Annotated in this window: 25 protein-coding genes and 2 tRNA genes; 8 read left to right on the forward strand and 19 right to left on the reverse strand. The window is 43.3% G+C overall.

From position 1 onward, the window contains the following. Nucleotides 1–3: 3 nt before the first annotated feature. Both ytpR and KE627_RS00415 read right to left on the reverse strand, forming a co-directional pair. On the reverse strand, nucleotides 4–642 hold the full coding sequence (ytpR, locus tag KE627_RS00410) for a YtpR family tRNA-binding protein (protein ID WP_013728024.1): 639 nt from the start codon (nucleotides 640–642) through the stop codon (nucleotides 4–6). 24 nt (nucleotides 643–666) lie between these two features. Further along, the gene (locus tag KE627_RS00415) at nucleotides 667–1,002 is read right to left on the reverse strand and encodes a thioredoxin family protein (protein ID WP_013728025.1); all 336 of its coding nucleotides are present in this window, start codon (nucleotides 1,000–1,002) and stop codon (nucleotides 667–669) included. Nucleotides 1,003–1,126: 124 nt separating this feature from the next. Between KE627_RS00415 and KE627_RS00420 the strand changes: the two genes are divergently transcribed. Then, nucleotides 1,127–1,438, forward strand: coding sequence for a hypothetical protein (locus KE627_RS00420; RefSeq protein WP_249291332.1), 312 nt, complete (start codon nucleotides 1,127–1,129; stop codon nucleotides 1,436–1,438). On the opposite strand, the gene trmB is transcribed toward KE627_RS00420, so the two are convergent. Genes trmB through KE627_RS00435 form a run of 3 tightly spaced genes read right to left on the reverse strand, consistent with a single transcriptional unit; the run spans nucleotide 1,425 to nucleotide 4,051 of the window. Then, nucleotides 1,425–2,069, reverse strand: coding sequence for a tRNA (guanosine(46)-N7)-methyltransferase TrmB (gene trmB / locus KE627_RS00425; protein WP_014940053.1), 645 nt, complete (start codon nucleotides 2,067–2,069; stop codon nucleotides 1,425–1,427). The two genes, KE627_RS00420 and trmB, sit on opposite strands and share 14 nt — an antisense overlap. Before the next feature lie 24 nt (nucleotides 2,070–2,093). Continuing rightward, complete coding sequence (locus tag KE627_RS00430) at nucleotides 2,094–3,317, reverse strand: ABC transporter permease (protein ID WP_013728028.1); 1,224 nt, start codon at nucleotides 3,315–3,317, stop codon at nucleotides 2,094–2,096. Further along, nucleotides 3,314–4,051: an ABC transporter ATP-binding protein gene (locus tag KE627_RS00435; RefSeq protein WP_013728029.1), complete on the reverse strand. Its 738-nt coding sequence runs from the start codon at nucleotides 4,049–4,051 to the stop codon at nucleotides 3,314–3,316. The genes KE627_RS00430 and KE627_RS00435 overlap by 4 nt, the downstream gene beginning before the upstream one ends. Nucleotides 4,052–4,177: 126 nt before the next feature. Between KE627_RS00435 and KE627_RS00440 the strand changes: the two genes are divergently transcribed. From KE627_RS00440 to KE627_RS00450, 3 genes are all read left to right on the forward strand, one after another. Continuing rightward, on the forward strand, nucleotides 4,178–4,606 hold the full coding sequence (locus tag KE627_RS00440) for an HIT family protein (protein ID WP_013728030.1): 429 nt from the start codon (nucleotides 4,178–4,180) through the stop codon (nucleotides 4,604–4,606). Between the two features lie 2 nt (nucleotides 4,607–4,608). Continuing rightward, nucleotides 4,609–4,914, forward strand: coding sequence for a hypothetical protein (locus KE627_RS00445; RefSeq protein WP_013728031.1), 306 nt, complete (start codon nucleotides 4,609–4,611; stop codon nucleotides 4,912–4,914). A gap of 121 nt (nucleotides 4,915–5,035) precedes the next feature. Then, on the forward strand, nucleotides 5,036–5,920 hold the full coding sequence (locus tag KE627_RS00450; protein ID WP_041805668.1) for a peptidylprolyl isomerase PrsA: 885 nt from the start codon (nucleotides 5,036–5,038) through the stop codon (nucleotides 5,918–5,920). Between the two features lie 67 nt (nucleotides 5,921–5,987). On the opposite strand, the gene KE627_RS00455 is transcribed toward KE627_RS00450, so the two are convergent. The 7 genes from KE627_RS00455 to KE627_RS00485 all read right to left on the reverse strand — a co-directional run bounded on the left by KE627_RS00455 (nucleotide 5,988) and on the right by KE627_RS00485 (nucleotide 15,665). Further along, nucleotides 5,988–6,974 (reverse strand): 3'-5' exoribonuclease YhaM family protein, encoded by a 987-nt coding sequence (locus tag KE627_RS00455; protein WP_056938759.1) that lies wholly within the window; start codon nucleotides 6,972–6,974, stop codon nucleotides 5,988–5,990. Between the two features lie 11 nt (nucleotides 6,975–6,985). Next, a complete protein-coding gene (locus KE627_RS00460; RefSeq protein WP_056938758.1) occupies nucleotides 6,986–9,568 on the reverse strand; it encodes an ATP-binding protein in 2,583 nt (860 codons plus the stop codon). After that, nucleotides 9,565–10,806 (reverse strand): metallophosphoesterase family protein, encoded by a 1,242-nt coding sequence (locus tag KE627_RS00465; RefSeq protein ID WP_056938757.1) that lies wholly within the window; start codon nucleotides 10,804–10,806, stop codon nucleotides 9,565–9,567. Before KE627_RS00465 ends, KE627_RS00460 begins: the two co-directional genes overlap by 4 nt. A 96-nt stretch (nucleotides 10,807–10,902) precedes the next feature. After that, on the reverse strand, nucleotides 10,903–11,247 hold the full coding sequence (locus tag KE627_RS00470; protein WP_013728036.1) for a YlbF family regulator: 345 nt from the start codon (nucleotides 11,245–11,247) through the stop codon (nucleotides 10,903–10,905). Nucleotides 11,248–11,316: 69 nt separating this feature from the next. Beyond that, on the reverse strand, nucleotides 11,317–13,404 hold the full coding sequence (locus tag KE627_RS00475; protein WP_014940059.1) for a PBP1A family penicillin-binding protein: 2,088 nt from the start codon (nucleotides 13,402–13,404) through the stop codon (nucleotides 11,317–11,319). A gap of 189 nt (nucleotides 13,405–13,593) precedes the next feature. Next, nucleotides 13,594–15,285, reverse strand: a complete 1,692-nt coding sequence (gene argS, locus KE627_RS00480) for an arginine--tRNA ligase (protein WP_056938756.1) — start codon at nucleotides 15,283–15,285, stop codon at nucleotides 13,594–13,596. 309 nt (nucleotides 15,286–15,594) lie between these two features. After that, nucleotides 15,595–15,665, reverse strand: a tRNA-Gly gene (locus KE627_RS00485). A gap of 125 nt (nucleotides 15,666–15,790) precedes the next feature. On the opposite strand from KE627_RS00485, the gene KE627_RS00490 reads away from it, so the two are divergent. Beyond that, nucleotides 15,791–16,129 carry a YisL family protein gene (locus tag KE627_RS00490; protein ID WP_013728039.1) on the forward strand — a complete coding sequence of 113 codons (339 nt, stop codon included), beginning with the start codon at nucleotides 15,791–15,793 and terminating at the stop codon, nucleotides 16,127–16,129. 13 nt (nucleotides 16,130–16,142) lie between these two features. On the opposite strand, the gene KE627_RS00495 is transcribed toward KE627_RS00490, so the two are convergent. From KE627_RS00495 to asnB, 4 genes are read right to left on the reverse strand one after another with little or no spacing between them, the layout of a single operon-like run. Beyond that, a complete protein-coding gene (locus tag KE627_RS00495) occupies nucleotides 16,143–16,853 on the reverse strand; it encodes an aspartate/glutamate racemase family protein (protein WP_211772859.1) in 711 nt (236 codons plus the stop codon). Nucleotides 16,854–16,866: 13 nt separating this feature from the next. After that, nucleotides 16,867–18,117 carry a carboxylate--amine ligase gene (locus tag KE627_RS00500; RefSeq protein ID WP_013728041.1) on the reverse strand — a complete coding sequence of 417 codons (1,251 nt, stop codon included), beginning with the start codon at nucleotides 18,115–18,117 and terminating at the stop codon, nucleotides 16,867–16,869. Between the two features lie 2 nt (nucleotides 18,118–18,119). Continuing rightward, nucleotides 18,120–19,655, reverse strand: coding sequence for a UDP-N-acetylmuramoyl-L-alanyl-D-glutamate--2,6-diaminopimelate ligase (locus KE627_RS00505; RefSeq protein WP_013728042.1), 1,536 nt, complete (start codon nucleotides 19,653–19,655; stop codon nucleotides 18,120–18,122). Between the two features lie 29 nt (nucleotides 19,656–19,684). Next, on the reverse strand, nucleotides 19,685–21,565 hold the full coding sequence (asnB, locus tag KE627_RS00510) for an asparagine synthase (glutamine-hydrolyzing) (RefSeq protein ID WP_056938755.1): 1,881 nt from the start codon (nucleotides 21,563–21,565) through the stop codon (nucleotides 19,685–19,687). A gap of 214 nt (nucleotides 21,566–21,779) precedes the next feature. Between asnB and KE627_RS00515 the strand changes: the two genes are divergently transcribed. After that, nucleotides 21,780–22,013, forward strand: a complete 234-nt coding sequence (locus tag KE627_RS00515) for a hypothetical protein (protein ID WP_013728044.1) — start codon at nucleotides 21,780–21,782, stop codon at nucleotides 22,011–22,013. 86 nt (nucleotides 22,014–22,099) lie between these two features. Here the strand turns inward: KE627_RS00515 and KE627_RS00520 are convergent, their stop codons facing one another. Continuing rightward, on the reverse strand, nucleotides 22,100–22,540 hold the full coding sequence (locus KE627_RS00520; RefSeq protein ID WP_013728045.1) for a universal stress protein: 441 nt from the start codon (nucleotides 22,538–22,540) through the stop codon (nucleotides 22,100–22,102). Nucleotides 22,541–22,751: 211 nt separating this feature from the next. Here KE627_RS00520 and KE627_RS00525 point away from each other — a divergent pair, with 211 nt between their 5' ends. Then, nucleotides 22,752–24,635 carry a S53 family peptidase gene (locus KE627_RS00525; protein ID WP_056938754.1) on the forward strand — a complete coding sequence of 628 codons (1,884 nt, stop codon included), beginning with the start codon at nucleotides 22,752–22,754 and terminating at the stop codon, nucleotides 24,633–24,635. Between the two features lie 188 nt (nucleotides 24,636–24,823). On the opposite strand, the gene KE627_RS00530 is transcribed toward KE627_RS00525, so the two are convergent. Together KE627_RS00530 and KE627_RS00535 are read right to left on the reverse strand one after the other, a co-directional pair. Further along, a tRNA-Leu gene (locus KE627_RS00530) sits at nucleotides 24,824–24,907 on the reverse strand. 21 nt (nucleotides 24,908–24,928) lie between these two features. Next, nucleotides 24,929–25,627, reverse strand: a complete 699-nt coding sequence (locus KE627_RS00535) for a DUF2238 domain-containing protein (protein ID WP_056938753.1) — start codon at nucleotides 25,625–25,627, stop codon at nucleotides 24,929–24,931. 177 nt (nucleotides 25,628–25,804) lie between these two features. Between KE627_RS00535 and KE627_RS00540 the strand changes: the two genes are divergently transcribed. Then, complete coding sequence (locus KE627_RS00540; RefSeq protein WP_013728048.1) at nucleotides 25,805–26,257, forward strand: MarR family winged helix-turn-helix transcriptional regulator; 453 nt, start codon at nucleotides 25,805–25,807, stop codon at nucleotides 26,255–26,257. Nucleotides 26,258–26,415: the final 158 nt, after the last annotated feature.

Here is a 26,415-nt window from a genome sequence, read left to right on the forward strand (position 1 = left end):
CCTTTAATCAAATAAATGCTGTGCCTTGTGAAAATCAAAGGCATCCCCTACCTGGTAATCATCAGGTAAAATCAGTGCCCCGGGAACTTGCGGTGCGTTGGGCAGCCCCAACTCGCGGCCGGAACAAATCATGCCATCGCTTTCAACACCACGTAATTTACCAGGCCAAATAATTTGGCCGTCAGGCATCATGGCTCCACTTAACGCAACAACCACTCTAATGTCCTCACGCATGTTTGGCGAGCCGCTGACAATTTGGACGTCCTTACCGGTGCCAATGTCAGTTTTGGTAATCTGTAAATGATTTGCCTTGGGGTGGTCTTCCACTGATTTGACATAGCCGACAACAAATTTGGGTTGATTATCATAACGGATATCTGCCGGAAAACCGTGATCGCCCAAATATTGGTTCAAGCGAGTAACCTGGTCTTCGGTTAAATGAACTTGGCCATTTTCATGGACAATTTCTGGAAGGACTTTACTTGCTTCTAAAAAGTTGTACCCCAACGTCTGATTGCTATCAGCGGCAAAAATCCGGGCAACCTTATCATGAATTGTCACACTTTGTTCACCCACATCCGGGTTCATAATGAGGACCATTGTGTCACCTGTGCTGTTTGGGTTATAACTGGTTATTAACATTTCAAAATTCCTTCCAACAATTAATTATTTTGCTACGGTACTTGCTAACGAGTTAATAAAGTTTTCAACTTCGGCTTTAGTCTTGCGGTCGCCATTATTGAAGCGGCCGATTTCTTGACCGTCTGAATAGGCAACAAAACTTGGAATGCCCATAATGCCCATTTTACCGGCAAGATCGATATTTTCATCACGATCAACCTGTAAGAATGTGTACTCTGGATATTCGGCTTCAATTGCAGGCATTGCCGGCTTGATGAAGCGGCAGTCCGGGCACCAGTCAGCGGTGAAGAACAGCATATACTTGCCGTTCTCAAGTTGTTTGGTTAAATCTTTTAAATTGGTTTTAGGTAAATTTTGCAAAATTATCATCCTTTCACTTACTAATGTAAAGTACATCATAGCACAAATTTCCGACCAGCCAAATCAGTTTGCTCATCCGCTGCTAATAGTCTAAAGTATACATATCATATACAAAAAAGGTGAAATGATGAAAAAACAAACCGTCTTCTATGGCCTGGCACTCGCAGCCTTTGCCGGCAGTGCCTATTTCGTGGCCAAGTCCGATCGCAAACACGAAAAGTTTTTAGCAGCTATCGTCAAGGATACCAAACAATCAGCCGCATTAAAAGGCTTCAAATATATTGGCAGTTGGAGCATTCTACCGACCACTGATTCCACGCCGCTTTTTCACTTTGGCTTCAATTATTTGAACCCTGAAGGTGATCGCAAAACAGAAGAATTCTGGGTCGACCAAACCTCACAACAAGTGGTTAAGCATCAAGTCATGACGCTGTAAAATGCGCAATCAGCTTATAAATGGGTCCCTTGGGACTGAACTTTTGCTCATACTCCGTTTCGATATTCGATTCATTTTCAGGAGAATGATGTAAATCCAACGAAACATAATCGAACTTCATCGGGAAATTATTCATGGTGACCAGGGTGTATTCGAATAAACCGCGATTATCAGTTTTGAATTCGATATCCCCGTCCTGATCCAGCACATGATTATAAGTCTTCAAAAACAGTGGTGATGTCAAACGACGTTTGGCATGCCGCTTTTTTGGCCAAGGATCGGAGAAGTTCAAGAAAATCTTTTTAATTTCATTTTCATAAAACAATTCATCAAGATTGGCACCATCAGTCAGAACAAACTGCACGTTTGGCAACGGATCCGCCATAAACGACCGTAGTGCCGTGGCAATGACTGAAGTCTGCAGTTCAATGCCAATATAGTTGATGTCGGGGTTGGCTCGAGCAGTCTCAATAATGAACCGGCCCTTACCAATCCCAACCTCAACGTTTAAGGGTTGGACTTTGGCAAACCGGTCCTGCCATTTACCCAACCAATTCTTTGGATCGGTCACAATATAGTCGCCGTGGTTTTTGATATATTTATCAGCCCACGGCTTTTTTCTTACACGCATATCATTCTCCTATTATTCAACGATTTATCTGGTTCGCTCGCTTCGAGCCAAACGTCTGGGTAAATACAGATAGACAAATGCCCAGATTTCGAGTGCTTCGCCGACAATCACGTCAATGATCGTGACCGGCGTGGCCAAATTAACGGTCAGAACTGCCACCGCAAAAACGACGCCAACCGTAGTCAACAAGTACAGCAGAACCCTTTGAAAACTCTTCAATTGGTACTGATTGGTAATTGGATAAATGTGGACGAAGGCGTTATCCGAGAAATGAAAATAAAACGGAATCATTTGGAACCCAATTAAGTAGACAAACAGCAGGCTCAAAAAGATGGGTAACAGCTCGCCTTTGACGAATACCAGAAATAAGGTTCCGATCACCAGCAGACGAACGTATAGCCCACTCATCTCATTGTCACGGACAATTCCGTGAGCGTAGAGATATAAGTAGGTGTTTTTTGGAATCAGCTTGATTCGGTTCAAGACCCCGTCCACGTAACGGCGGCGTTTGACAGACCCTTGCAGAGTTGGCACATCCGTAAACAAATTAAAGAATTGATAGACGGTGTGCATCCGACTGTTTTCATCGGTAATCATCGTCGTCCAGTCAAGTGATCGGCTGACCCAATTCCGGCGGGAAAAATAACTGACGAAAAGCGCAGCCACAGCAATGCCCAACCCAAGCCAATAGTTGATGTAGATAGACGATCCCAATGCAATCACTGGGACAAGCAATCGAAAGATGAGCCGACTGGCCAACCAGGATTGCTGCAAATGGTATTTGCGGGCAAAGTCTGTATTTAGCCACGTTATTTTCAAGATTAAAATGGTTGCCAAAAGCAGATACAACTCCGTCGATGTGGCGCGCATGGTAACTTGAACAAACGGCATCAACAAGATCCAAAACAGAACTTGAATTGCGACAGCAATCGAAAAACTATACCGAAAGCCGCTTCGAAGATAGTTATAAAGTTCAGCTTCTTTGGGCAACAAAAAAACATAGTCTGGGGCTTCAATCAAGGTCGCAAACCTGCCCAGCTGAACGCTAACCAACAAAATACCGATAATCACAATTGGTGCCCACCACAGACCGGTGTGCAGCTGCTTAAGTGCATTGGAATAGTAGTATCCCAACCCACCAATAACAAACAACAAAGCCAGGACAAAGTAGTCGTTAAAAACCAATCTGAGATAGCGCATCATTTCCTTTAGATGCGTCGTTAAACGCTGCCTGAATAACTGCTTCATGAGGCATCGCCTTCCCTTGCCAGAGTCAGGTAAATATCATTGAGAGAATCGCCGGCATCTGGGAATAATTTCCGCAGCTCTTCAATCGTTCCTTCGGTGCGAACTTGACCGTCATGAAGTAAAACGAACCGATCACAATAACGTTGCGCGGTATCCAGCACGTGAGTCGACATCAAAATGCTGGCTCCCTGTTGCTTTCTTTCAGAGATCAGGTTCAATAAGTCGTTAACGGCCAGCGGATCCAAGCCAAGAAACGGCTCGTCAATAATAAAGAGTTTGGCGTTAGTCAAAAAGGCACAGACAATCATCACCTTTTGGCGCATCCCTTTTGAAAAGTTGTCCGGGAACCAGTCTAATTTATTATCCAGCCGGAAAAGTTTGAGCAGGTCATGTGCTCGTTTCCAAGATTCGTCTTGATCAAGTCCATAGGCCAGCATGGTCATTTCCAAATGTTCCTTTAGCGTCAATTCCTTGTAGACAATTGGCTGCTCGGGAATATAAGCAATCTGCTCTTTATATTGTTTAACGTCATCGTTTAAGCCGACGCCGTTGATTTTGATTGAGCCTTTAAATGGCGTTAATAAACCGATAATATGATTGATGGTCGTTGACTTGCCGGCACCGTTCAAGCCGATCAACCCAACCAACTCGCCATCCTTAACGTCAAAATTGACGTCCTTTAACACTGGTACTTGGGAATAGCCCCCAACCAGATTCGAAACTTGTAAGGTCATTGTTTACCTCCGTATCATGATAAATGTACAAACAAGATTATACCATACAAAATTAGCCTTTGAGCTGGGTCAAAAACGCAATAATGGTATAATATCATTAGTATTCACAGAAAGAAGGTAGAAATTTTGAAAGATTGTATTTTTTGTAAAATCGTAAGAAATGAGATCCCCAGCTACACCGTGTATGAGGACGACATTGTCAAAGCATTCCTGGATATTTCTCAAGGGACTCCTGGACATACGCTGGTGATTCCAAAGAAGCACATCGCCAATATCTTTGAATATGATGAAGAATTAGCCAGTGAAGTTTTTGCCAGAATCCCAAAGATTGCTCGGGCAGTCAAAGCTTCAAATCCCGACATCAAAGGCATGAACATTTTAAATAATAACGGCCAAGTCGCTTATCAGTCCGTCTTTCATTCACACTTCCACCTGGTTCCCCGATATACCAGTAACGACGACTTTAAGATGATCTTCAAGGATAACTCCAACAAATATTCACCGGAACAGTTAAAGGCGATTCAAGAATCCATTGAACAACATATGGGTGATTAATCATGAAAACCGTTTTTAAAATTGTTGGTGCAACTGCCGTTGTCGCCGGAGTTTATTTATACAGCCGAAAAGAAACTCCCCAAGAGTTCGTTGAACAAGCCAAGTCGACATTTAATGATCGAAAGCAAAAGGCCGCTGACTGGAAAGCTGCTTATGATGACTTTAAGAAGTTGATGAATGCTTTCACAGCACAGATGCCGGCCCTTGAGAAGACCATTAACGACATCTCACGGGATGTGGATAAAGCGATGTTCAAAATTCAGCCACGGCTTGACGAAATCAACAAGTATACCGACAAATTAAAGTAAGTAAAATATGAATATTTGTTTAAATTCTTGAGGTCATTATATAAACGACGCAGATTATGTTATTATTATCGGGAACGTTTGCTTTGCAGACGAATACTTTTAGGAATGGATGTGTTTTTGTATGAAAAAATGGCTAATCGTTTTAGCCGGCATTATGATGAGTTTTACCCTTGCAGCTTGTGGCAGCAAAACTGTTGCAACAACCAATGGTGGTAAGATTACTGAAAGTGCTTATTACAGCAGTTTGAAGAGTACTTCAAGCGGTAAACAAGTATTGCAGCAAATGATCTTGAACAAGGTCTTGGAAAAGCAATACGGCAAAGATGTTAAGGACTCTCAAGTTAATAGTGAATTCGCTAAATACAAGAAACAATACGGTTCATCATTCAACTCAGTTCTCCAACAAAACGGTATGACTGCTTCACAATTGAAAGATTCAATTCGTTCCAATCTCTTATTGAAGCAAGCCGTTAAGGACAACGTCAAGATTACCGACGCACAACTTGAAACTCAATTCAAGTCTTACCAACCAAAAGTAACTGTTAACCAAATCTTGGTTTCAAAGAAATCAACTGCTGAAAAAGTTATCAGTGAACTTAAAGACGGTAAGAGCTTCTCAAGCTTAGCTAAAAAGTATTCAACTGATACAGCAACTAAGAACAAGGGCGGCCGAATCGCAGCATTCGACAACACCAACACATCACTTGATGCCAACTTCAAGAAAGCTGCCTTCAAGCTGAAGAACGGTGAATATACCAAGACCCCTGTTAAGACTCAGTATGGTTACCAAGTAATCCAAATGGTCAACCATCCATCAAAGGGAACTTGGAAGCAACACGAATCTGAATTAAAGGATCAAATCGTTACCAGCAAGATGTCTGATAGCAATACCTTACATTCAGTTGTTTCTAAGGTTCTTAAGAAGGGTAAAGTTACCATCCAAGATAAAGACCTGCAAAACGTCTTATCAGACTACCTTTCAACCAGCTCATCAGCTAAGAAGTAATTTTTAAATCATTCATACAAAAAAGGATTGGACAATTAATTGTCCAATCCTTTTTGTATCTCGTCAATTATAACAATTCCCCTTGCGTCGGTTTTTGTTTGGGGTCAATTGAATTCTCAGGTTTGTAGAATCGTCGATTATCCAATCCAAAGACCCGATCACTGAATTGGCCGGGTTCAATATTCTTAGTGGCGCTTTGAATCATCATAATCGTCGCATCTAACTCATCCAAATGATGCAGAATTTCTGCCTCCAATATCTTCGGCCGTTCCGGTGAACCATACTCCAGTAATCCGTGGTGCGACAGAATCATATGCCGCAATAAAATCAGATCCTGGGATTTGGGATCAATTCCCAATTTATCGGCCGCTTCAACGATCTCGGCATCCATAATGCTGAGATGCCCTAACAGATTCCCTGCTAAGGTGTACTCTGTGGCAATTGGGCCGGACAGCTCAATGGTTTTACCGAGATCATGTAAAATGGCCCCTGCGTACAATAATGGGGCATTAATGCCCTCATACTGATTCACGATCGAATGGGCCAGTTTGAGAATTGAAATGGTATGAAAAGCTAACCCTCCAGCAAAATCATGGTGATTGGATTTTGCGGCTGGAAAGGTATAAAACGCGTTGGCGTGCTTGGAAATCAAGCTGCGGACGATTCGATTATAGATTGCGTTGGTAATCTCAAAGATGGTTTGGTCAATGTATTCTTCCATCTGATCGCGAGACATCCCCGCCCGTTTGACAAAATTAACCGGATCGTGGGGCTCACTTTGGTTGGCCAGCCGCATTGCCAGAATCTTGATTTGAGGAGAATTCATGTAGTTCTCCCGCTTACCTTTCAACAGAACGACTTTGCCTGAAACAAACTGCTCTACATCTGTTGGCGAGGCATCCCAGTATTTGCCTGAGATTTGGCCGGATTTATCTTGAAAAACCAACGACAGAAATGGCTTACCATTTTTAGCCACCCGCTTGGAGGCGTCTTTTAATAAAACATACATCTCAAATTCTTCATCCAACTTGATATCCATCAATTGTTTTGCCATAAAATCGCCTCCTAAAGCGTTTTAAGATCTAAGACGAGCTTGGAATCAGTATTTGCATTGAGATTAGCGGTGAAGTAAAGCACTTGGGTCTTCTCACTCACCTGTTGAAGCATTGTCAGAGCTGCCGCTTTTCGACGCTGGTCAAAGTTCACAAAGCCATCGTCAATGATAATTGGCATTGGATATTGACTGCTGAAGCCAACCGCCATCGAAAAGATCAGTGCCAAATAAAGCTGTTCCAACGTCCCGGTTGACAATTCGTTGATTGGAAAGGAGACATCATCTTTTCGAACGACAGAAATTTCTTTTTTAAAAATAATCTCCTTGTAGGCATCATTCGTCAAAGTGGCGAAATATTGCTTTGCCAATGCCAGTGTCTTTGGCAGTCGACCCTTGCTGGCAATGTCCAACACTGATTGGATCCACTGGGAACTGAGCTTCAAAGCCAGGTACTTCTGAACATTCTCAACAATTTCAGTTTGTTGATTGGCCAGCTCCTGCCGCAAATCGTAGTATTGGCCATTCTTGATTAAACCGGCAATTTCAGTCTGAACCCGGGTCATTTCCCGGCTCAAATCATTCAGTTGATCTTGTAAGGACTGCACTTTTTCGGTAGCTTCACGAACGTCGGTGTTCAAGGCATCTTGGTCAATATTTTCTGGAATTGAAATTTTGGTTGCCTTAATTTGACTTTCAAGCGTGGCCTTTTGATCCAGTTGCTTGGCCAGTTCAGCCTGAAAGGCAACACCTTTTTGAAATGCTTCGTCGTTTTCAACATGTCGATCCTTCAAGAAGGTTTGTTTTTGCTGGGTCAGTTCGACCAGCTTGGCCTTTGCGGCAGCCAGTGTCTTCTTCTCCTGAGTGAGTACTGCTTGTTGGTGCTGATAATCGGTAGACAACTGCTGCCAATGAGCAACGGTCTTGCCGATGGTTTCAATGGCGGTCGAATGCTTTGTTTGATCAAATTTCAGCCAATCACTGGCAAATTGCCATTGGTCAAGGTAATCCTGGTACTTGGCCTGCTGTTCATTGAGTGCTGTTTTTTGCTGTTGATAACTCTGTTGCAGGCGCTGAATTTCTCGAAGCGAACTTTGCATCGGCAGCCATTTGGCTTCATCAATTCCTTGCAGTCCAAATTGCTGTTGAACAGCTGTCAACTCTGTTCGAATTTGCTCAAGTTTCTGATCGATCTCAACTGGATCTTCATGACTTGGGCTTGGCTGGGACTTTGAACTCCCTTTGGCACTATACCATCCCCAAACGGCAGCAGCGACCGCCAGAATATATCCAATCCATCCAAACGAACTAGAGCCTAATAAGAACCCTAATACCACCAGAGCGGCTGCCACACCATACCAGATTAGCCCACCATTACCATGAGGCTGTTCGGCAGACTGGGTTTTCTTTCGAGTTACCTCCGCCCGTTTCTCTTGGAGATTCTGTTGCTCCCGCAGCAGTTCGTTCACCCGAGAAAAGGTCTGGTCATCAAATGCTTGGGGCAGATTCCCCTGTGCATTTTTCGCAATTGAGGCAGACTGGGTCTGGACTTGTCGTTGAACGTCCTGCAGCTGAGAATCGCCTAATTCGATGGCCAAAGCAACCTTTCTGGCGTCTGGCAGCTCTTGGTATAACCGTTCGATCGTGTCGCTATGAGCCTCATAGAAAGTTTGAACCGGTTTTCTGGATGACTGGCGGGCCGCTTCATCGACAGCTGTTTGAGCCTTTTTAACATCCGCGCTTTCAGCTGTCAGTGACATGTTTAATTTATTAAGCTCATTGAGATCAGCACTACCGAATTGTGGCTTCACCTGAGATGAATCGACCGTGTTGAGATCGTTTAGCCTGTTAACCAGCGGCAAGACCGTCTGCAGACGGCGTTTGTTATCCAACTGCTGATTAGCAGTTTTTAAGTCAGCCTGGAGGTCCCTTGATTTCACCTGGTCCTGCTTCAATTGAACCTGCAGATCCTGGTAGTGTGGGAAGTGGTCCTTGGCAGCGCCAACCTGATCTTCGAGTTTTTTATATTCCGCAATCTGAATATTAATCTTTTTTGTACGACCGCGGGGCGCATACATTTTTGCCGACTGCTTATCCAAATTGGCCTGGAGGTCCATCCAATCGCCTGCCCCGGCGACACCAAGTGATTGGATTCGCAGCCGTAATTCGTCTCGACCTATTTTGTAGAAGGCCGTCTGATCAACGCTGCCAAAGTAAAACAATTGGTCATAAGCGGTCCGGTCAATTGGCGCAATGAGCTGCTGGTAGTCATCAGCGGTAAGCTCAGTATCGTTATCCAAATCGTAGAATTTTACCGTCCCGCCGTATTTTAAACCAGTTCGGACAACCTTATAGTTATGTTGATCAGCTGAAAAAATAATTTCACCGCCATATGGGGCACTGCCCTTGGGCTGGTACTGACCGTGGATGGAATGCTTTTTATCAGTGAATCCAAACAGGATCCCTTTGATAAACGCGATGATGGTACTCTTGCCGGCTTCGTTAGGACCATAAATCATCTGAAGTGGATTTTTGATATCAATTTTTTGATCAATCCAGCGGCCAAAACCATAAATGTTGAGTTGTTTGATTATCACTTGGATTTATCCTCCTCAGTATCTTCATGAACGACATTTTCCTGAAGAATTGCCCCGGCTTGATCAAAGATCTCCTGTTTGGATTCTTCAGATCCGACTTCGTCCTTGATGAAAGTTGGCTGCTTATTAAAGTCCTTGAGAATTTGATCAAAAACTTCGTCATTCAAGGTTGCCGCCTTGGCTTGATTAAAATAATCCTGGTCAATGCTGCTATAGACCAGACTTTTTACTTGTGGCGCTTCAATTGAAGTAATCCAGCAGTTGAGCTGCTGCCACTTGTCGGCATTAATGTCCTGCAGGTCATCCAAGAGATCACCATTATTAATTTTGGCCAGTAAGTCGGCATCGATCGCCGTTTGGCTGGCCAATTGGATCCGAATGAAATGTAATTTGTCGTAGTGCAGGTCGGCAACTTTTTCCAAAATTGATTCAACAATCTGGTCTGCAGAGATTTCATCAAGAGAAATGGCGACCCGGTCCCAAACGATCGGTGCGGTTGGCACAAATTTGGTTCGAAGGTGCTGATCGTCACTTTGAACCAGCAAATAGCCCTTCTCACCCGATTCATTAATATGGCGGCCTTGGGTGTTCCCAGAATAATTGATGGTTTGCTGCTCATTTAACGACTGGCGCTTATGAATGTGCCCTAATGCCCAATAGTCATAACCTTTTTCCTCAAGTTCAGACAGTGTGAACGGTGCGTAATTGGCCTCCGGAGAATTGAGTGAACTTAAGCTTCCGTGTAACATGCCAATATTCCAATTCACATCACTAACCGCCGTTGGGTAGTCTTGAATCATGGGTTGGGTAATCCACTGCTTATCAAAGCTAAAACCGCTGACGGCCACTACTTCCCCATCATTCAAGGTATACTGCTTGGTTTCAACCTGGTTGCCAAAAACCAGTGTATTCGCTGGGTAGCCAAATGAAGCCGGATCCGCCGTAGAGTAATCATGGTTGCCAAAGCTGATAAAGGCTTCAATTCCATGTTCGTTCAATCGATTAAGCTGAGCGATCAGGAACGCGTCGGCGGCGACGCTTCGTTCTTCTCGGTCAAATAAGTCACCGGCCAGCAAAACAAAGTCCACTTGCTGCGCAATCGCGTTATCGATAATTCTTTGAAAGGAATCAAAAGTTGATTGATGAACTTTCTCCCAGAGTTCACTGGGTAAAACATGACTTTTGAGCCCCAAGAACGGGCTGTCAAGATGTAAATCTGCTGTGTGAATAAATTTCATGATAGATCCCTTCTTCAACTTATGTATAAAGGAAAGGCCGAGGCAAAAGTGCACACACTTTTTGTCTCGGCCCCTTTTGTCCCGTGCTTGATCTGCTTATGATTTGTACAAGTCGCTGATTGGTTTTGTCACGGTCTCATTAATATCTGATAATAACTGGCTCAGTGCCTTTTCTTTGGTCATTAATGCGGAAATTAATTGACTCTCGCGCATTTTCCCAGCAATCGCCTGGATGTTCTGAATCTCGTCTTGGGTTGGTTGAACGCCCTGCATTTGTTTTTGCTGAAGATTCTGTTGAGCATCTTGAAAATCATTGAATAATTTGTAGTCATCCAAACTCTTCTTGAGTGCGTCATAGGCAGCTTTGATTTCCGTAAATTCATCGGATGCAATCAATTCGGCTTGAAGCTGGTTGGTTGTTGCGGTCATTTTTTCATTCATTAAATAGGGTCCCCTAACAATTTTATTTACTTAATTCTAACACATTACTGAAATGGCTTCCTGCCAAAGTTAGTGTTTGAACCAGCTTTTGGCATCATCAATTAAATCTTTGGCTTTTTGTTCGATTTGATTACCATATTGGTTCGTTTTCTTTTGAATGGTATCCCAAAGATTGTCATTACTGCTTTCACCTTGAACAATGGATTGGGCATCCTTGGTGTTAAAGCTGGAATTCTTGGTATATGGCAACATGGTCTGCATTTCGTTTTTGAACAGTGGCCCGACACCAGTCCCACTCAAGTTTTCCAAATGGTGGGCCTGACTGGTATTATCAAATCCTTCCCAAGTCGCCACCACCAAATCTGGCGTATAGCCAATGATCCATTTATCTTTTGTGGCGTCAGCAGAGCCGGTATTATCGGCTTCGGTACTTCCGGTCTTACCCGCAACCTGATACCCATACGGCTTGGCGTCAGCACCGGTTCCATTGTTAAATACCCCAAGCATCATGCTGGTCATCTGTTTGGCAACCGAACTGGACATAATTTGACGGCCTTCCTGCTTGGCCGTGTTATCAACCACCACTTTACCCGTAGAATCAACAATCTTGCGAATGTAAAATGGTTTAACAATCTTTCCGCCGTTGGCAAAGGCCGTATAGGCTCCGGCCATTTGTTGAGGCGAGACGCCGCCGGACATTCCGCCCAAAGCGAGCGCCAGGTTCTTGTCCTTCTTGGTGACCGGAATGTTAAAGTCTTTGACTGATTGATAACCGCGGTTGACGCCAATCTGATTCAGCAGCCAAACCGCCGGTGCGTTCATACTTTGCGCTAAGGCTTCATACATCGGCACTTTTCCTTGATAAACATTGTTATAGTTCTTCGGTGTGTAATGATTGGTGCCATAAGATTTCTTCTTATCAACCAGCTCCGAATCGAACTTGTAGCCGGCTTCAAGTGCCGGCGTGTAGACAGCCAGCGGTTTCATTGTCGATCCAGGCTGGCGGGTAATCTGAGTGGCCCGGTTGTAACCCCGAAAGACGTGCTTACCACGACCACCGACAACGGCAGTCACGCCACCAGTGGTCGGTGAAACGCCAATTGATGCTGCTTGAACTTCGGTGCCATCAGCCGCGTTGGCCGGAAACATAGCATTGTTATTAAAGTTGTTCTGCATCGCCTGCTGCTGAGCCTGGTTCAAATTGGTGTAAATCCGATAGCCACGGTTCATGATCTCAGATTCCGTCATCCCATACTTACTGATGGCTTCATCAATGACGGCATCAAAGTAATATGGATACTTGTAACCGTCTTTTCGAACATAGGTATCCCGCAGTGTGATTGGCGTTTTCTTGTAGTAATTTGCTTGCGCCTGGGTCAGCTTATTATTTTCAACCATCAGCTGTAAGACGACGTTTCGTCGCCACTTGGCGGCCTTTGGATGATCAATCGGGTTAAAGGCACTTGGTGATGTCAGCATCCCCGCCAAGACGGCAGAGTCAGGCACAGATAAATTGACAGCATTTTCACCAAAATATTTTCTGGCAGCATCCTGAACCCCCCAAACGCCGTTACCAAAGTAGGCATTGTTCAGGTACATGGTCAGGATTTCGTTCTTCGAGTATACATTTTCGACTTGAATTGAGAGGAATAATTCTTTCAGTTTTCGAGTCATCGTCTGCTCTTGAGACAGGTAAGCATTCTTGACCAGTTGTTGGGTCAAGGTACTTCCACCACCACTAATATAATTGCGATGAAGCAGCTTGTTCTTAACAAGTAAAAACATTGCCCGGGCGATTCCCTTGAACGAGAAACCGTATTCATGATAAAAGTTACGGTCTTCGGTGGATAGCACGGCCTTTGGAATGTTTGCCGAGACTTGATTTAAATGAACATAAGTCCCCTTTTGAGCGTATAATTCGCCGGCTTTTTTATTATTAACGTCAAAAATTTCAGTTGTCTTCGAGAGCGAGGATTCCAAGTTCTGGACGTGGGCGGTTTTGGCAAGGAACACCAAATAGGTGCTGGTCACAAGTGAAATACTCAGAAAAATGACCACAAGCCACTTAACCAAGTGGAATCTTCGACAAAATCGGTTGAAACGTTTCAAAAAGGTCCCGACCGATTTTCTAAATGAGTTGGTAGAATTCTTATTCATGCGATACTCCTTTTGTGAATACCTCAATATTGTATCATATCTGAAAAGTGGCGAAATTCAGGGTGGAAAAATTTAACGAGGATTTAAAAAAGAGTGCCCGCCACAAGCTATTGATCAATCTGAAATTTTTCGAAATAAAAAGACCCCCTACCTGGTTGGTAGAGAGCCTTGGTTTCAAATACAATTAGATTACATTGCGTCCGGTGCTTTGACGCCCAATAAGTTCAATGATTCTTTGAGAACAATTGAAACCGCCTTGACCAGTGACAAACGAGCTGCCAATTGATCGTCTTCCACCAAGATCTTTGAGTGCGCATAATACTTGTTAAAGGATTTAGCAAGTCTCAAGGCATACTTGGCAATTTCTGATGGCTCAAAGTCCTTGCAGGCACTCTTAACGACGTCTGGGAAGTCCTTCAAAGCGGTGACCGTTTCCCAAGCCGCTGGATCATCAAGCTGCTTGTTGGCACCGTGGAGATCAATGTCCCCGGCTTTTCTCAAAATACTTTCGGCACGGGCGTGTGAATATTGAACGTAAGGACCGGTTTCGCCTTCAAAGCGAAGTTGGTCTTCAAGCACAAAGTCAATGTTGTTAGTTCGCTCATTCTTCAAATCACCGAAGATAATTGCGCCAACCCCGACTTCTTTGGCAACTTCATCCTTGTTAGGCAAATCAGGGTTCTTCGCTTCGATTTGCTTCTTGGCCAAGTCAATCGCATCATCCAGCACTTCATCCAACAAGATGATCCGGCCGGAACGAGTTGACAGTTTCTTACCATTAACCGTAATCAGACCAAATGGAATATGATGCAGGTTTTCGGCAGATGGTAAGCCCATTTCAAGTAAAACGGCCTTCAACTGCTGGAAGTAATAAGTCTGTTCGGCACCCACAACGTATAAGTTCATGGCTGGTTTGTAAGTTCGATCACGGTAAATGGCAGTGGCGATATCACGGGTAATATACAATGTGGCGCCATCACTCTTCAAGATAAGGGCTGGATTCAAATTATATTTATCGAGCTTAACGACTTGAGCACCCTGGGATTCTACGAGCAGACCCTTGTCTTTGAGAATTTGAATTCCTTCGTCCATCTTATCGTTATAGAAGGCTTCACCGTTGTAGGTATCAAAAGTCACGCCTAATTTTTCGTAGATCTTGTTAAATGATTCCAGGGAAACTTTACGGAACCACTTCCACAGAAAGACTTCTTCTTCATTGCCGTCTTCCAGCTTCTTGAAAGTTTCACGGGCTTCATCATCCAATTCAGGATGTTCTTTATCTTCCTTATGGAACTTAACGTAATACTTCACCAGGTTGTTGATGGGATCTTTCTTGACGTCTTCTTCGTTACCCCACTTCTTGTAGGCAACGATCAGCTTACCAAATTGGGTTCCCCAGTCACCTAAATGGTTATCTTTGATTGGATGATAGCCGTTTTTAACCAATAACTTGGCAATTGAGTTCCCGATCACAGTTGAACGCAGGTGTCCCATTGAAATTGGCTTGGCAATGTTAGGTGATGACATGTCGATTGGGACATTGCCACCCTTACCACTGTCGTTTTGACCATAGGCTGAGCCTTCTTCCAAAACCTCATTCAAAATTTCATTACTGAAGTTTCCTTTATCCAAGAAGAAGTTCAGATAGGCGCCCTTTGCCTCAACCTTCTCATAAGAGGATTGATCGATTTTCTCAACCAATTCTTGCGCAATGGCGTTTGGTGCCTTATGGAAAACTTTAGCCAATGAGAATGCTGGAAATGCCAAATCACCCATTGCTAAGGTCTTAGGCTTTTCGAGCTTTTCATAAACCTCAGCTGACGACAATTCGTCATTTAAAACACTTAAAATTGAGTTCGTAACCTGTGCTTTGTAGTCCATTAATGTTCCCTCCATCTATAAATATACAAAAAAACTCTTACAAAAATAATTGTAAGAGACGAGTAAACCCGCGGTACCACTCTATTTGATAAAAATATCCGCTCAAAGTATTAAATTGATATTCTAAAAAGCGCGCTTCGCTGACTCAATTTTTCGGCTCCCACCATCCCGAAATCGCTGACAATTCAGTGACCAGCTACTGTTCTTTTATTGTTGAATATTTATAACGTTCAATGTGTATAATAACTTGTTGACCCGGTATATGTCAACATTTATCACCACACCGGAGTGCTGAGACAACCAACACTAAGCGGGTAACGGGAATCGGACCCGCGACGCAAGCTTGGGAAGCTTGTGTTTTACCACTAAACTATACCCGCATAACAAAAACAATTATATCATTTTAAATTATCTTTGTCATAAAGATTTGAAATCTCTAAAGAATTTTGGAAAAGATTGCTTTTTCGTCCCAAAATACAGATACTTAACTTAAGAGGTGATTTGAATGTGGATCATATTGAACTACAGCTGTTGGGCAATTCTATTCGTCAATTTTATCTGGGGATTGACCCGATCCATGAAAAAGCACGTCATCGATTCGATGATGATCGCCCGCGTCTTCTACTGGCTCATCATGATTAGCCAAGTCGTCATTTCACTTCGTTCATTTCACCGTCATCCACTGCTGGTTATCATTGGTGCAGTGGTGACGCTGGCAGTGATTGCATTAACCGAAACCGCTTATGGCCGAAAGCAAGACGTCAACTACAGCCCCAAACTGCTGTGGTTATTGATGCTCGCCACGCTAATCGCCGTATGCCTACAAACTTTGGTCAACTATTAAGTTAGTTGGCTATTTATTTTGCCCGATTTGCCTCGGCCAACTCAATACACTTATCAGCCAAAACCGTCTGGGCGTCAATCACTGGATAATCGTGATTACCCGCCCGCTGCTGGGCAACTGACAGTTCAGTACAGCCTAAAATAACGATGTCACATTTTAACGATTCAACCATTTGAGAAAGAATCAGGTGATACAATCCCTCATCGACCTCGTTTTTGGCCTTGATATCATCATAGATTAAGGTCATCGTCTGATCAGCAATCTTGTCGGTTGGCTTAACTAATTCATAGCCGGCATTAATAATTTCATGATCATAAATTTGATCATGTAAGGTGCCTTCTGTGGCGATTAAACCGACCCGTTTGGCATTCGGCGCGTAATCCTTAATGGCTGCAACGGTTTCCTTTGGCATATGCAAGATCGGCACATCCGTGAGTTTCTGGAGCTCATCATAGAAGTAATGAGCAGTATTGCAAGGAATCGCAAAAAAATCGGGATGTAGGGCACTCTGCTGCTTGACGTCTTCTGCCAGCGGAATCAATGGGTTGGGCTTTGAGTGATCCAAAATGTAGTCTGTCCGATCGGGAACGGTCGAATGATTGACCAAAATATAGTTCAGATAGTCCTGATCCTTGGTTGCCTGAGTCCGCTCATTTAAAATATGAATGAAGGTTTCAGTTGCTTCGGTGCCCATACCACCAATAAGTGTAAAGAAATTTTTCAACTAAATCAGTCCCTTATTTTTCGACAAAGTATGTCTTAAAGCTCTTGGCATAATTGTGCATCATCCACTTATATAATGCAAAACGTTTGATATTTTTGTCCTTGGCGTACCAGAAAGTGTCGCCATAACGGCCTTCGTTGATCATTTCCATGGCTTGCTTTTTGGCAGCATTGTCTTTGGCGTACTTTTCAAAGATCTTTGGCGTGACACCAAGCCACAGGAAATATTGGCGTGGGTCCTTGTTGGCATACAAGGTCGACTGGTCCTTCAGTGAATCGAAGACGTAATCTTGAATCACCCAATCAGCTAAATGATGGCCGTTCAAGGTTACGAAGAAACTGCTCCGGCCAGTCCGCAAATTGATTTCAAACAATTTGTAAGAATTGTCTCGGTGGTCAAATTTCAAATCAAAATTGGCATAACCGTGGAAATTAATTTTTTCGAGGAACGCCTGAACTTTGTTGTAGATTTCCTGATTAAATTCAGGAATGATTGCGACATAATTCCCAATCGCTGCCGGCGCTGGATCTTCCAGTAGTGGATGACCCAGACACATCAATTTAACTTGATGATTCTTATCGACATAGACGTTTAAAGTGCGCATATTACTGTCGTCACCAGGGATGAAGTCTTGGAGAATGAAGTCGGATGTATAACCGTTATCATAACTCTTGGCAACAATCTCCTGAAATTCTGCTTCACTCTTAATGATAAACGCCTTTTTGCGTCCTTCAAAGTGAATATCAAGCCACTCAACACTATTGGCCGGCTTCAGCGCAACCGGATAGCCAAATGGCTGTTCAATCGGCTCGCCCGAAGCATACATGGCTTTGGAAATGATCTTCGTTTTCGGGTATGGCAGGTCGTATTGATCACACATCTTGTAGAAGTTTTCCTTGTCGTTGAGCTTCTTAAGTAAATCATAGTCAATGTATGGACAAATGAAGACATCTTCTAATTCTGCTTTATGTTTGGCAATGAGTTCCGCATAGCCATCCCCACAACCAATTAAAATCACCGGTTCTTGATGATTGGCATAACGTTTCTTAAGCTGCTTCATCGTATCAATCCAGACTGGATCCTCACTAAAACCGGGAATCAGTTCCAAATCAACAATTTTGGTGAAGCGCGTCGGTGCCAACTGGGTTTGGGCAAATGCTTTGACCGGCTTGCCATAAATTTCGTATAAACTTCTGGCCATCCCGTAGGCGTTAAAGTCACTGCCTAACAGAACGGGCGTAAAATCAAGCTGCTTATTTTTCATTACTAGAGTCCTTTCACAAGATTTTTAACAATTGCCGCATCGCCTTCATACGGAACGTTTTTGCCATTAATCTTTTGATATTGATCATGACCTTTACCGGCAACCACTACCAAGTCACCCTTCTGACTTTCGGAAACGGCCTTGGTAATGGCTTGCTTGCGGTCGGGGATGTAGGTTGTAGCCACTTTTGAGGTATCGATATGAGCAGCAATTTCTTTGGCGATTTGTTGCGGATCCTCGGTTGCCGGGTCATCGGTCGTTAAATAAGCCTGATCGGCAGCCTCGTTGATTGCTTTGCCAAGGCCCTCGCGACGATCAATTCCCTTATCACCCGTGCTGCCGGTGATAACCGTCACTTTACCGTTAGGAGCCTGTTTTTTCAAGAAATCGAGAACGGAATGTAAACTGCCATAGTTGTGGGCATAGTCAACGTAAACCGTTCCGTGATCATGGGTCTGATAAATTTCCATTCGCCCGGGAACCGTGGTATTGGCCAGACCATAAGCGATCTCGGTCGGTTTGGCCCCCATCAAGGCGCTGGTAATCGCAGCGGCAACTGCATTGCCTTCGTTATAATCTCCAGGAATTCCAATCCGGTATACACCGTCAATGTTCAATTGCTTCGCCTTGGCGGTTCGGGCAGTCACTTGGATTTGATTTTCCGTCAGCGAATCCTTTAACGATCGATACTCGACATCTACTGGAAATTCAGTTTCCTGATTCTGCCCAGCCCGTCCATAAATAAAGATATTTTCAGGTTGGGTGGTTGCTTTAGCCGCGTAAAAGATGTCGGTTAAATGTGTCCCGTCAGCGTTAAGCACACAAACGTCGGAATTAACCAACAACTGTTCTTTGCAGTGCAAATAGTCAGCAAAAGTTGGGTGCTCGTTGCGACCAATATGGTCAGGTGAAATGTTGAGAAAAACCCCAACATCGTAATGCAGACCATAAACCCGATTCTTCTTGTAGGCTTGAGATGAAACTTCCATCACTAAATGACTCATGCCATTATCAGCGGCTTTTCGCATCATGGTAAACAAATCCAACGATTCAGGAGTCGTTAAATTTGATTTAACAACATCTTCGGGCTTTAATCCGACAACCGTATTGATGGTTGAGGATAAAGCAACCTTTCGCTGATAAGTTTGATCCAGAATTGCTTTGGTAAAGTAAGCAGATGTCGTTTTCCCCTTTGTCCCAGTGTAGGCAATCGTTGGCAATTGATCTTGTGGAAACCCAAAAAATGCCGCACTTACGAGCGACATTGCTTTTTGGATATTCTTAACAATAATGCCTGGAATGCCGGCATTTTGGTATGTCTTTTCGGACATGTACGCGGTGGCGCCATTCTGTCTGGCATCATCCAGATACGCAGATTTGAAGTTCCCCTTACAGAAGAACAAACAGTTGTCAGTGACCGATTTAGAGTTATATGAAATCTGGTCAAAGGGATGACTTGAGCTGCTCAATTGACTTTCAAGCAATAAATTATGTTCTTTGAGTAAAACTAAAACCTCAGCAACAGTAATTTGTGCCAATATGTGCACCTTCCATTCTTTGCATATTTCTAAATCTGGGTACGATGAACCAAGCTGACCGTGTTCTCAGTTGTATCTTCTGGGAAGTAAACTTGATACCAGAGGATAAAGGTATAGATGGTGAAAATCTTCTGCATGTTGGACTTACCTTCAGCATGCTCCTTCAACAGACGATCCAATTCGTTGGTATTGAAGAACTTTTTACCTGTATCAGAATGGAAAGCATTCACAATTCGTTCGTGATACTTAGGATCATTAATCCAGCTGGCAATTGGAGATGGGAATCCGAGCTTCTCTTTAAGAGCAGTCTTCTTAGGCATTTCCCGTTCTGCTGAAGTTCTCAACGCAATTTTGGTCTCATCCGGTGTAATTCGTGTCTTGACTGGCATGGTTTCAGCAAATTTGGCAACTTCCTTATCAACGAATGGCACCCGAACTTCCAATGAATTACACATACTCATCCGGTCTGCCTTGTGGAGAATGTCGAATGGCAGCCAAGTGTTAATATCAAAGTACTCCATTTGGGTCATTTCGTCTTTGCCCTTGACATCATCAAAGATGTGCTTGGTGTAGGCGCCTGAATCTGTGTTAATTGAAGGATCTTTTAACACGCGATTGCGGTCGTCGTAATTAAAGACGTAGTTCACACGATAGTACCGTTCACTCAACGGCTGGGCACCACGAACCAAGAAGCGTTTACCGTGGAAACGAGGCAGCCGTTTGGCAACTGCAGCCAGCCCCTTACGAACCGGCTTTGGCACATACTTCTGATAACGATCGAATGGGATAGCTTCCAGATAGGTGTTGTAGCCACCAAAGAATTCGTCGGCCCCTTCACCGGACAAAGCAACCTTGACGTGCTTAGAAGTGTCCTTTGATAAATAATACAGCTGAATGGCCGCTGGATTAGAAAGCGGCTCATCCATGTAGTACATCATAGTTGGCAGGAAATTGAAGTAATCATCGCCATTCATGTAGATTGGCGTATTCTTTTGGTTAATGGTCTTGGCAAACTCAGTCGACCAAGCCAACTCACTATATTTGGAGTGGTGGAAACCAATCGAGAAGGACTGGATCGGCTTTAATTTGGCAGCTTCGTTTAATACGTAGCTTGAATCAATTCCACTGGACAGAAAACTACCAACTTCGACATCGGCAATCATGTGGGCCTTAACAGAATCATCAATCAACTTACCAATTTTGTCGGCGTCTCCTTCAATGGTTTGGCTATTGTCAATATGATCGTAGTTGAATTTGTAGTAACGATGGGTTTCAGTTTTGCCGTTTTTATGAAGGAAATATTGGCCTGGCAAAAGTTTGTAGACGTGCTTGAACATGGTTTCTCTGGAAGGAATAAATTCAAAGCTCAAGTGAATTGGCAGTAAGCGCAAATTCAGTTCCTTTTTGAAGTTGGGATGCTCCAGAAATGCTTTGATTTCAGATCCCCAAAGGAACGTATCACCATCATCGTAATAGTACAGTGGCTTAATTCCGAAGTGATCCCGGGCACCGAAGACCTCATTGTTCTTCTTATCATAAATCACAAATGCAAACATGCCGCGAAGCTTGTCTAATAAGGCTGGGCCCCATTCTTCGTAGCCGTATACCAAAACTTCTGAATCAACATCAGTCTTGAAAACATATCCCAAATCGCGAAGTTCTTCACGAATTTCTTTATAATTGTAAATTTCACCATTAAAAGTCAGTACTTTAGTTTGGTCAGCGTTGAACATTGGCTGACGGCCATGTGCTAAATCAATGATTGAAAGTCGACGAAATCCCATTGAAACATTGTCGTCGGAGAAATAAGCTTCGTCATCGGGGCCACGATGCTTGATCCGATCAGCCATGCTGTTAATGGTACCTTCTGGAACATCTTTTTGGTTAACGTAACCAACAAATCCGCACATATTTTATACCCCTTTATCAAATCTTCTTGGTTAGTCTGAAATTAATAACGTTTTATATTTTATCAGATTACATAGATTGCTACCAGTAGTATAAACCTTTCTTAAAGAACGGCTTGCCTAAAGGAAATTAAAACACTTTCGAATTTCATTTTACCATTCTTTTAAGTTATACTTTAGATAGAGTATCAAATTGTTTTTGAAGGGAGAGATACAAATGGACGAGATCGTATTTTTCAACCCGGGAGATTCTATCGGCAACTTCCATGATCACAATGAAGCTGTCAAAACCGCTCAAATTTACAAGGAAAAAGAACACAACAAAAAGGTTTTAGTTGTTCATGGTGTCGACAACAAGAACTTCGATATTTTTATGGCCGACGACATCATTAGTCACGACAATGAAAGAAACGCGATTCAAAAGCCTTATAAGATTTCTGATCGGATTTAGTAATTATGTAAATTTCATCAGAAAAAGGGATTCAAAATTGCTTCCAACAATTTTGAATCCCTTTTAGTTTATAGATAAATTTATCTTTAGCCTTTAGTATTAACAACCAAAACTTTCGTTGTTGCGTTTCGAACAACAAAGGCCGTGGTAGAACCAATCAACAGTCGGTTAATCGCATCGACACCTGACTTACCAATCACAATCAAATCTACATCGTGCTCATCCGGGTAAACGTGCGCGATAATGTTCTTTGGGTTGCCGATATCAATGGCTGTTTCATATTTAACACCTTGTGAATCAGCATACTTCTTGGCTTCGTCAATAATGTTCTCGGCGATCTTGTGCTGGTCGTCATACATGCTTGGCGGCATGCCGGCTGCCCCTGCACCATAGTAGAAGTTGGTGTTGTTAATAACCGTTACCAACTGGAGCTTTGAATCAAATTGTTTGGCCAACTTGCAAGCTTCTTCCAGTGCCTGTTGAGAATTTTTACTTCCATCAAGTGGTACCAAAATGTTGTCATACATAAATATCACCCTTCTTTCTTGTAAGCGGACACATTACTGTCTACACCACTATAATGCTACGTTTATATCCGAAAAGCAATTAATAAGTCTGAAGATATATTTTTAATCACAAGCAGGTACAATTTTCCGGTATGACCGCTTTCCAATTCAGTCAATGGACTAATTAATGTTATAATTTAAATGTTATCAAATTATGGAGGAAGTGGTTTTCATGAGGGGCAAAAGATTAGTTGTGGGCATATTGAGCGGGATTTTTGTGATTGCTGGCAGTGTGTCGACCAGTGCAAAATCCAACACGTACACGATGCCAAAAGTTTCACTATCGAAAACAGTTGTGGCAAATATTGCTTTAAAACCACAAAGCTCATCCCAACTGACGGATTATGTCTATGACACCGTCGATCCAAGTTCACCAAATTATCATCAATACTTAACGCCGGGCGAATTTGCCAGTCAATTTGGCCGCCCGACGACAGACATCAACGATTTTAAAAGTTACTTAGGGAAATATCATCTCAAGGCATCCGTCTATCCGGGAAACTTGGCCATCAAAGTCGTTGGCACTCGGAAGAATTTGATTCGGGCATTTAACGCCAAACAAGTGAAGGTCAGTAAAAAAGATTATCGAACCAAAGTTAAATTACCGGCAAAGCTTTCGGCCCAAACAGTCAGTGTCATCGGTGTGTACGCAACGAAACCAAAAAGTAAGAAGACAAGTCTTGCAGTAACACCATCTCTCCCACAAAACCCGACTCCTCCAAATACCGATTTGAGTAAAACCAGTTTTGCTAAAAAGTATGGTGCTTTAAAATTTGCTGATCATTATCAGGTTAGTGATTTATATAAACAAGGTTTGACCGGTCAAGGACAGCGAATTGGCATTATTGCCATGGACGACTTTAATGCCAAAGACGTGCTCAAATATTGGCAGCAAACCGGTGTCAACGCCGACCCCAGCCGGATTAATAAAATTTATTCAATTGACGGTGCCAAGACTGGTCACTTGATCCTGTCGATGGGATTGAACCCAGCTCAAATTGAATCAACGCTGGATGTTAACCAGTCTGGGGCCGTCGCACCCGATGCCAAAATCGATGCTTATATCGGCCTATCATTAAAAAACGTCACTTCAACGACATCATCTTATTACACCGCCTTTATGCAGGCCGTTTCGGATGATCGTGATAAACAAATTTCAACCAGCTTTTCACCCAACACGGAGCTTGCCAGTCAATGGGAACAAGGTGCCAGTGCCTCTTTGGGTGAGTACAACGACGCCTTTAATCTGCTGTTGGAACAAGCAGCTGTTCAGGGCATCTCAGTCTTTCGGGCAAGTGGCGACTATGGTCCGCGTGAATTGGCCCTTAAACAATTCAACCACGTTTTCTCAACTTCGCCATATCAAGTCATTACCGGCGGCACCACATTACCCTATACTAGAATTACCGATGGCCGCTTAATCACCATTGATAAGGAACGGGCTTGGGGCGACACATACAGCAATCCACAAACCAAACCGGCGAATTATGGCGGCAGCGGCGGCGGATTTTCAATTTTGAACCCGACTCCCCGCTACCAGCAAGGATTTTCCGGCGTTAACACCTTCCGGGCAATCGATCTGCTCAAATATAAGCGCGGTGGTTTCTTAGTGAATAAAGATCCGCAAATTATCATTGGCAAGGGGTCTGGTCGAAACGTTCCCGATGTTTCAGCCAATGCCGACAGTTACACTGGTTACGCGACCTACGTCTCCGGGCAAGACCTCGCCTATGCCAAGGATGGCAAAACGGTCATCAGCGTTCCAGTCAAACAATGGACAGTCAACGGCGGCACCAGCTTTGTATCGCCACAAATGGCTGGTGCCAACGCGGTGATGAACAGCGGGACAACTTCGCCAATCGGCTTTTGGAACCCACAAATCTATCAATTTGCGGTGCAAGCTGATTCACCCTTTACTGTGCTTGACGATGCTGACAACAATAATAACCTGTATTACACCGGCCAACCTGGTAAACTTTACAATCAAGCCACTGGACTAGGAACCGTCAACTTCGCCAAATTGTATACCAAGTTCTCGTCAGAGGGTGCCCATTAAGACAATCGTTGTTTTAACTCGAGATTCGCCAACGAAACACTCAAGCTTTAACATGTTGATAACTTAAAATTAGTCGGCCAATCCTGCTTATGGATAATCGGCCGACTAATTTTTAAAAAAAACGGATCAAAAAAGAGGTTGAGATCGCTATCGTGCAATAGTGATCTCAACCTCTTAACTTTATATGATGCCCTCGGCAGGATTCGAACCTGTACTTGATTGCTCAAACAGCGACCTGAACGCTGCGCGTCTGCCAGTTCCGCCACGAGGGCAACAACATGTTTTATTTTACACTAAAAGTAGTAACTTGAAAAGAAGTTTTGTCGTTTTGTTTTGAAAACCAGATATCGACTGGAACTTGGATCATGTTTCATCATCAGGTAACCAATCAAAGCCATGAGGAAAGCCCCCGCCAAATCGGCGATCAGGTCAGTCATCGTGTCCATCAAGGCTGCTCGGCCGAGCAACAACTTGCCAGCTTCTTCGTACCGTTGCAGGTTCAAACCACCCAGTCCATCAGCGGTAAACTCATACATTTCCCAGAAAACACCACAAGTCGTTCCAAACGTAAAGGCAAACAGACTCATCAAAAATGGTTTGTGGGTTGCATTATCTCTGGCACTCATCAATCCTTGAAAAATTGAAAACCCCAGTCCAGCCAACATCATTGCGGAAAAAACGTGTTCATACTTATCCCAAAACGGTACACTGTAAAATTGCAATCCGGATCCAAGGAAAATGGACATGTATAGGAAAATATAGAAGAAAACCAATTCAATCTGTGGAAAATAAAACCGGCCCAACTTCTCGATTAAAAATGGCAAGCTGGCAATGAGGATCCCAATAAAGACCTCCACCAAGAGCAACGTCTGCCCGTGAAATTTTGGTTGTCCTTTCATTAACCAATAACCATAGTAACCAATATAAGCAGCCATTGAGACCACCGTAATCCAAAATAACCAAGTACTAAATCTAAGTTTACCAATTTTCATATGTAACAATCCCCTTTTATGTCAAATTAATTGTCCGCAATTAAATTGACTCCCTGTGTTAAGTCTTGCTTTTAAATATAAATACATTACAATAATAACATAAAGTATTTAAATTGATTCGACTAGTGCTGTCCGTGTTTCACGGCAGTATGTGCAAAAATAATAGGAGTTGAAATTATGCCTCAAACCCAACCAATTCGCTTGGACAGCCAATTGTGTTTCCAAGTCTACTCAGCGAACAAAAAATTTAATCATTTTTATCAGCAGGCACTGAAGCCTTTTGATTTAACTTACCCACAGTATATTGCGATGCTGACTCTGTGGCAATATGCACCGCTCTCAGTGAAGCAATTGGGCGAATACCTCCACCTGGACAGCGGCACGTTAACCCCATTACTCAAGCGGCTGGAAAATCATGGCTGGATCACCCGCTCCCGTTGCGAAGCAGACGAGCGAACCGTTGTCATCCAGTTAACCGATAAAGCCAAAGAGCAACAGGACAATGTCTTCAGTCGTGTGAACAGCTGCTTTGATGTTTTGGGATTAACCCCAGCTGAAAAAGAAACTTGTTCTCAGACGATGGCGACCATTGAACAAAAGCTTGATTTGTACAATCAAACACAGATCTAAACGCTCTGACCAAAATGTTAAGATTTTGGTGCAGAGTATAATCTAATCATAAATCCAATTTAAAATCGAGGCTGGGACAAAATGAAAGATTTTGTCCCAGCCTCGATTTGTGTTTGAATGTTACCTAGTATAATTGTGGGCCAATAAGCAGCTTCCGA

Origin of the sequence: Lentilactobacillus buchneri, assembly GCF_018314255.1 — a bacterium.
GTDB lineage: Bacteria > Bacillota > Bacilli > Lactobacillales > Lactobacillaceae > Lentilactobacillus > Lentilactobacillus buchneri.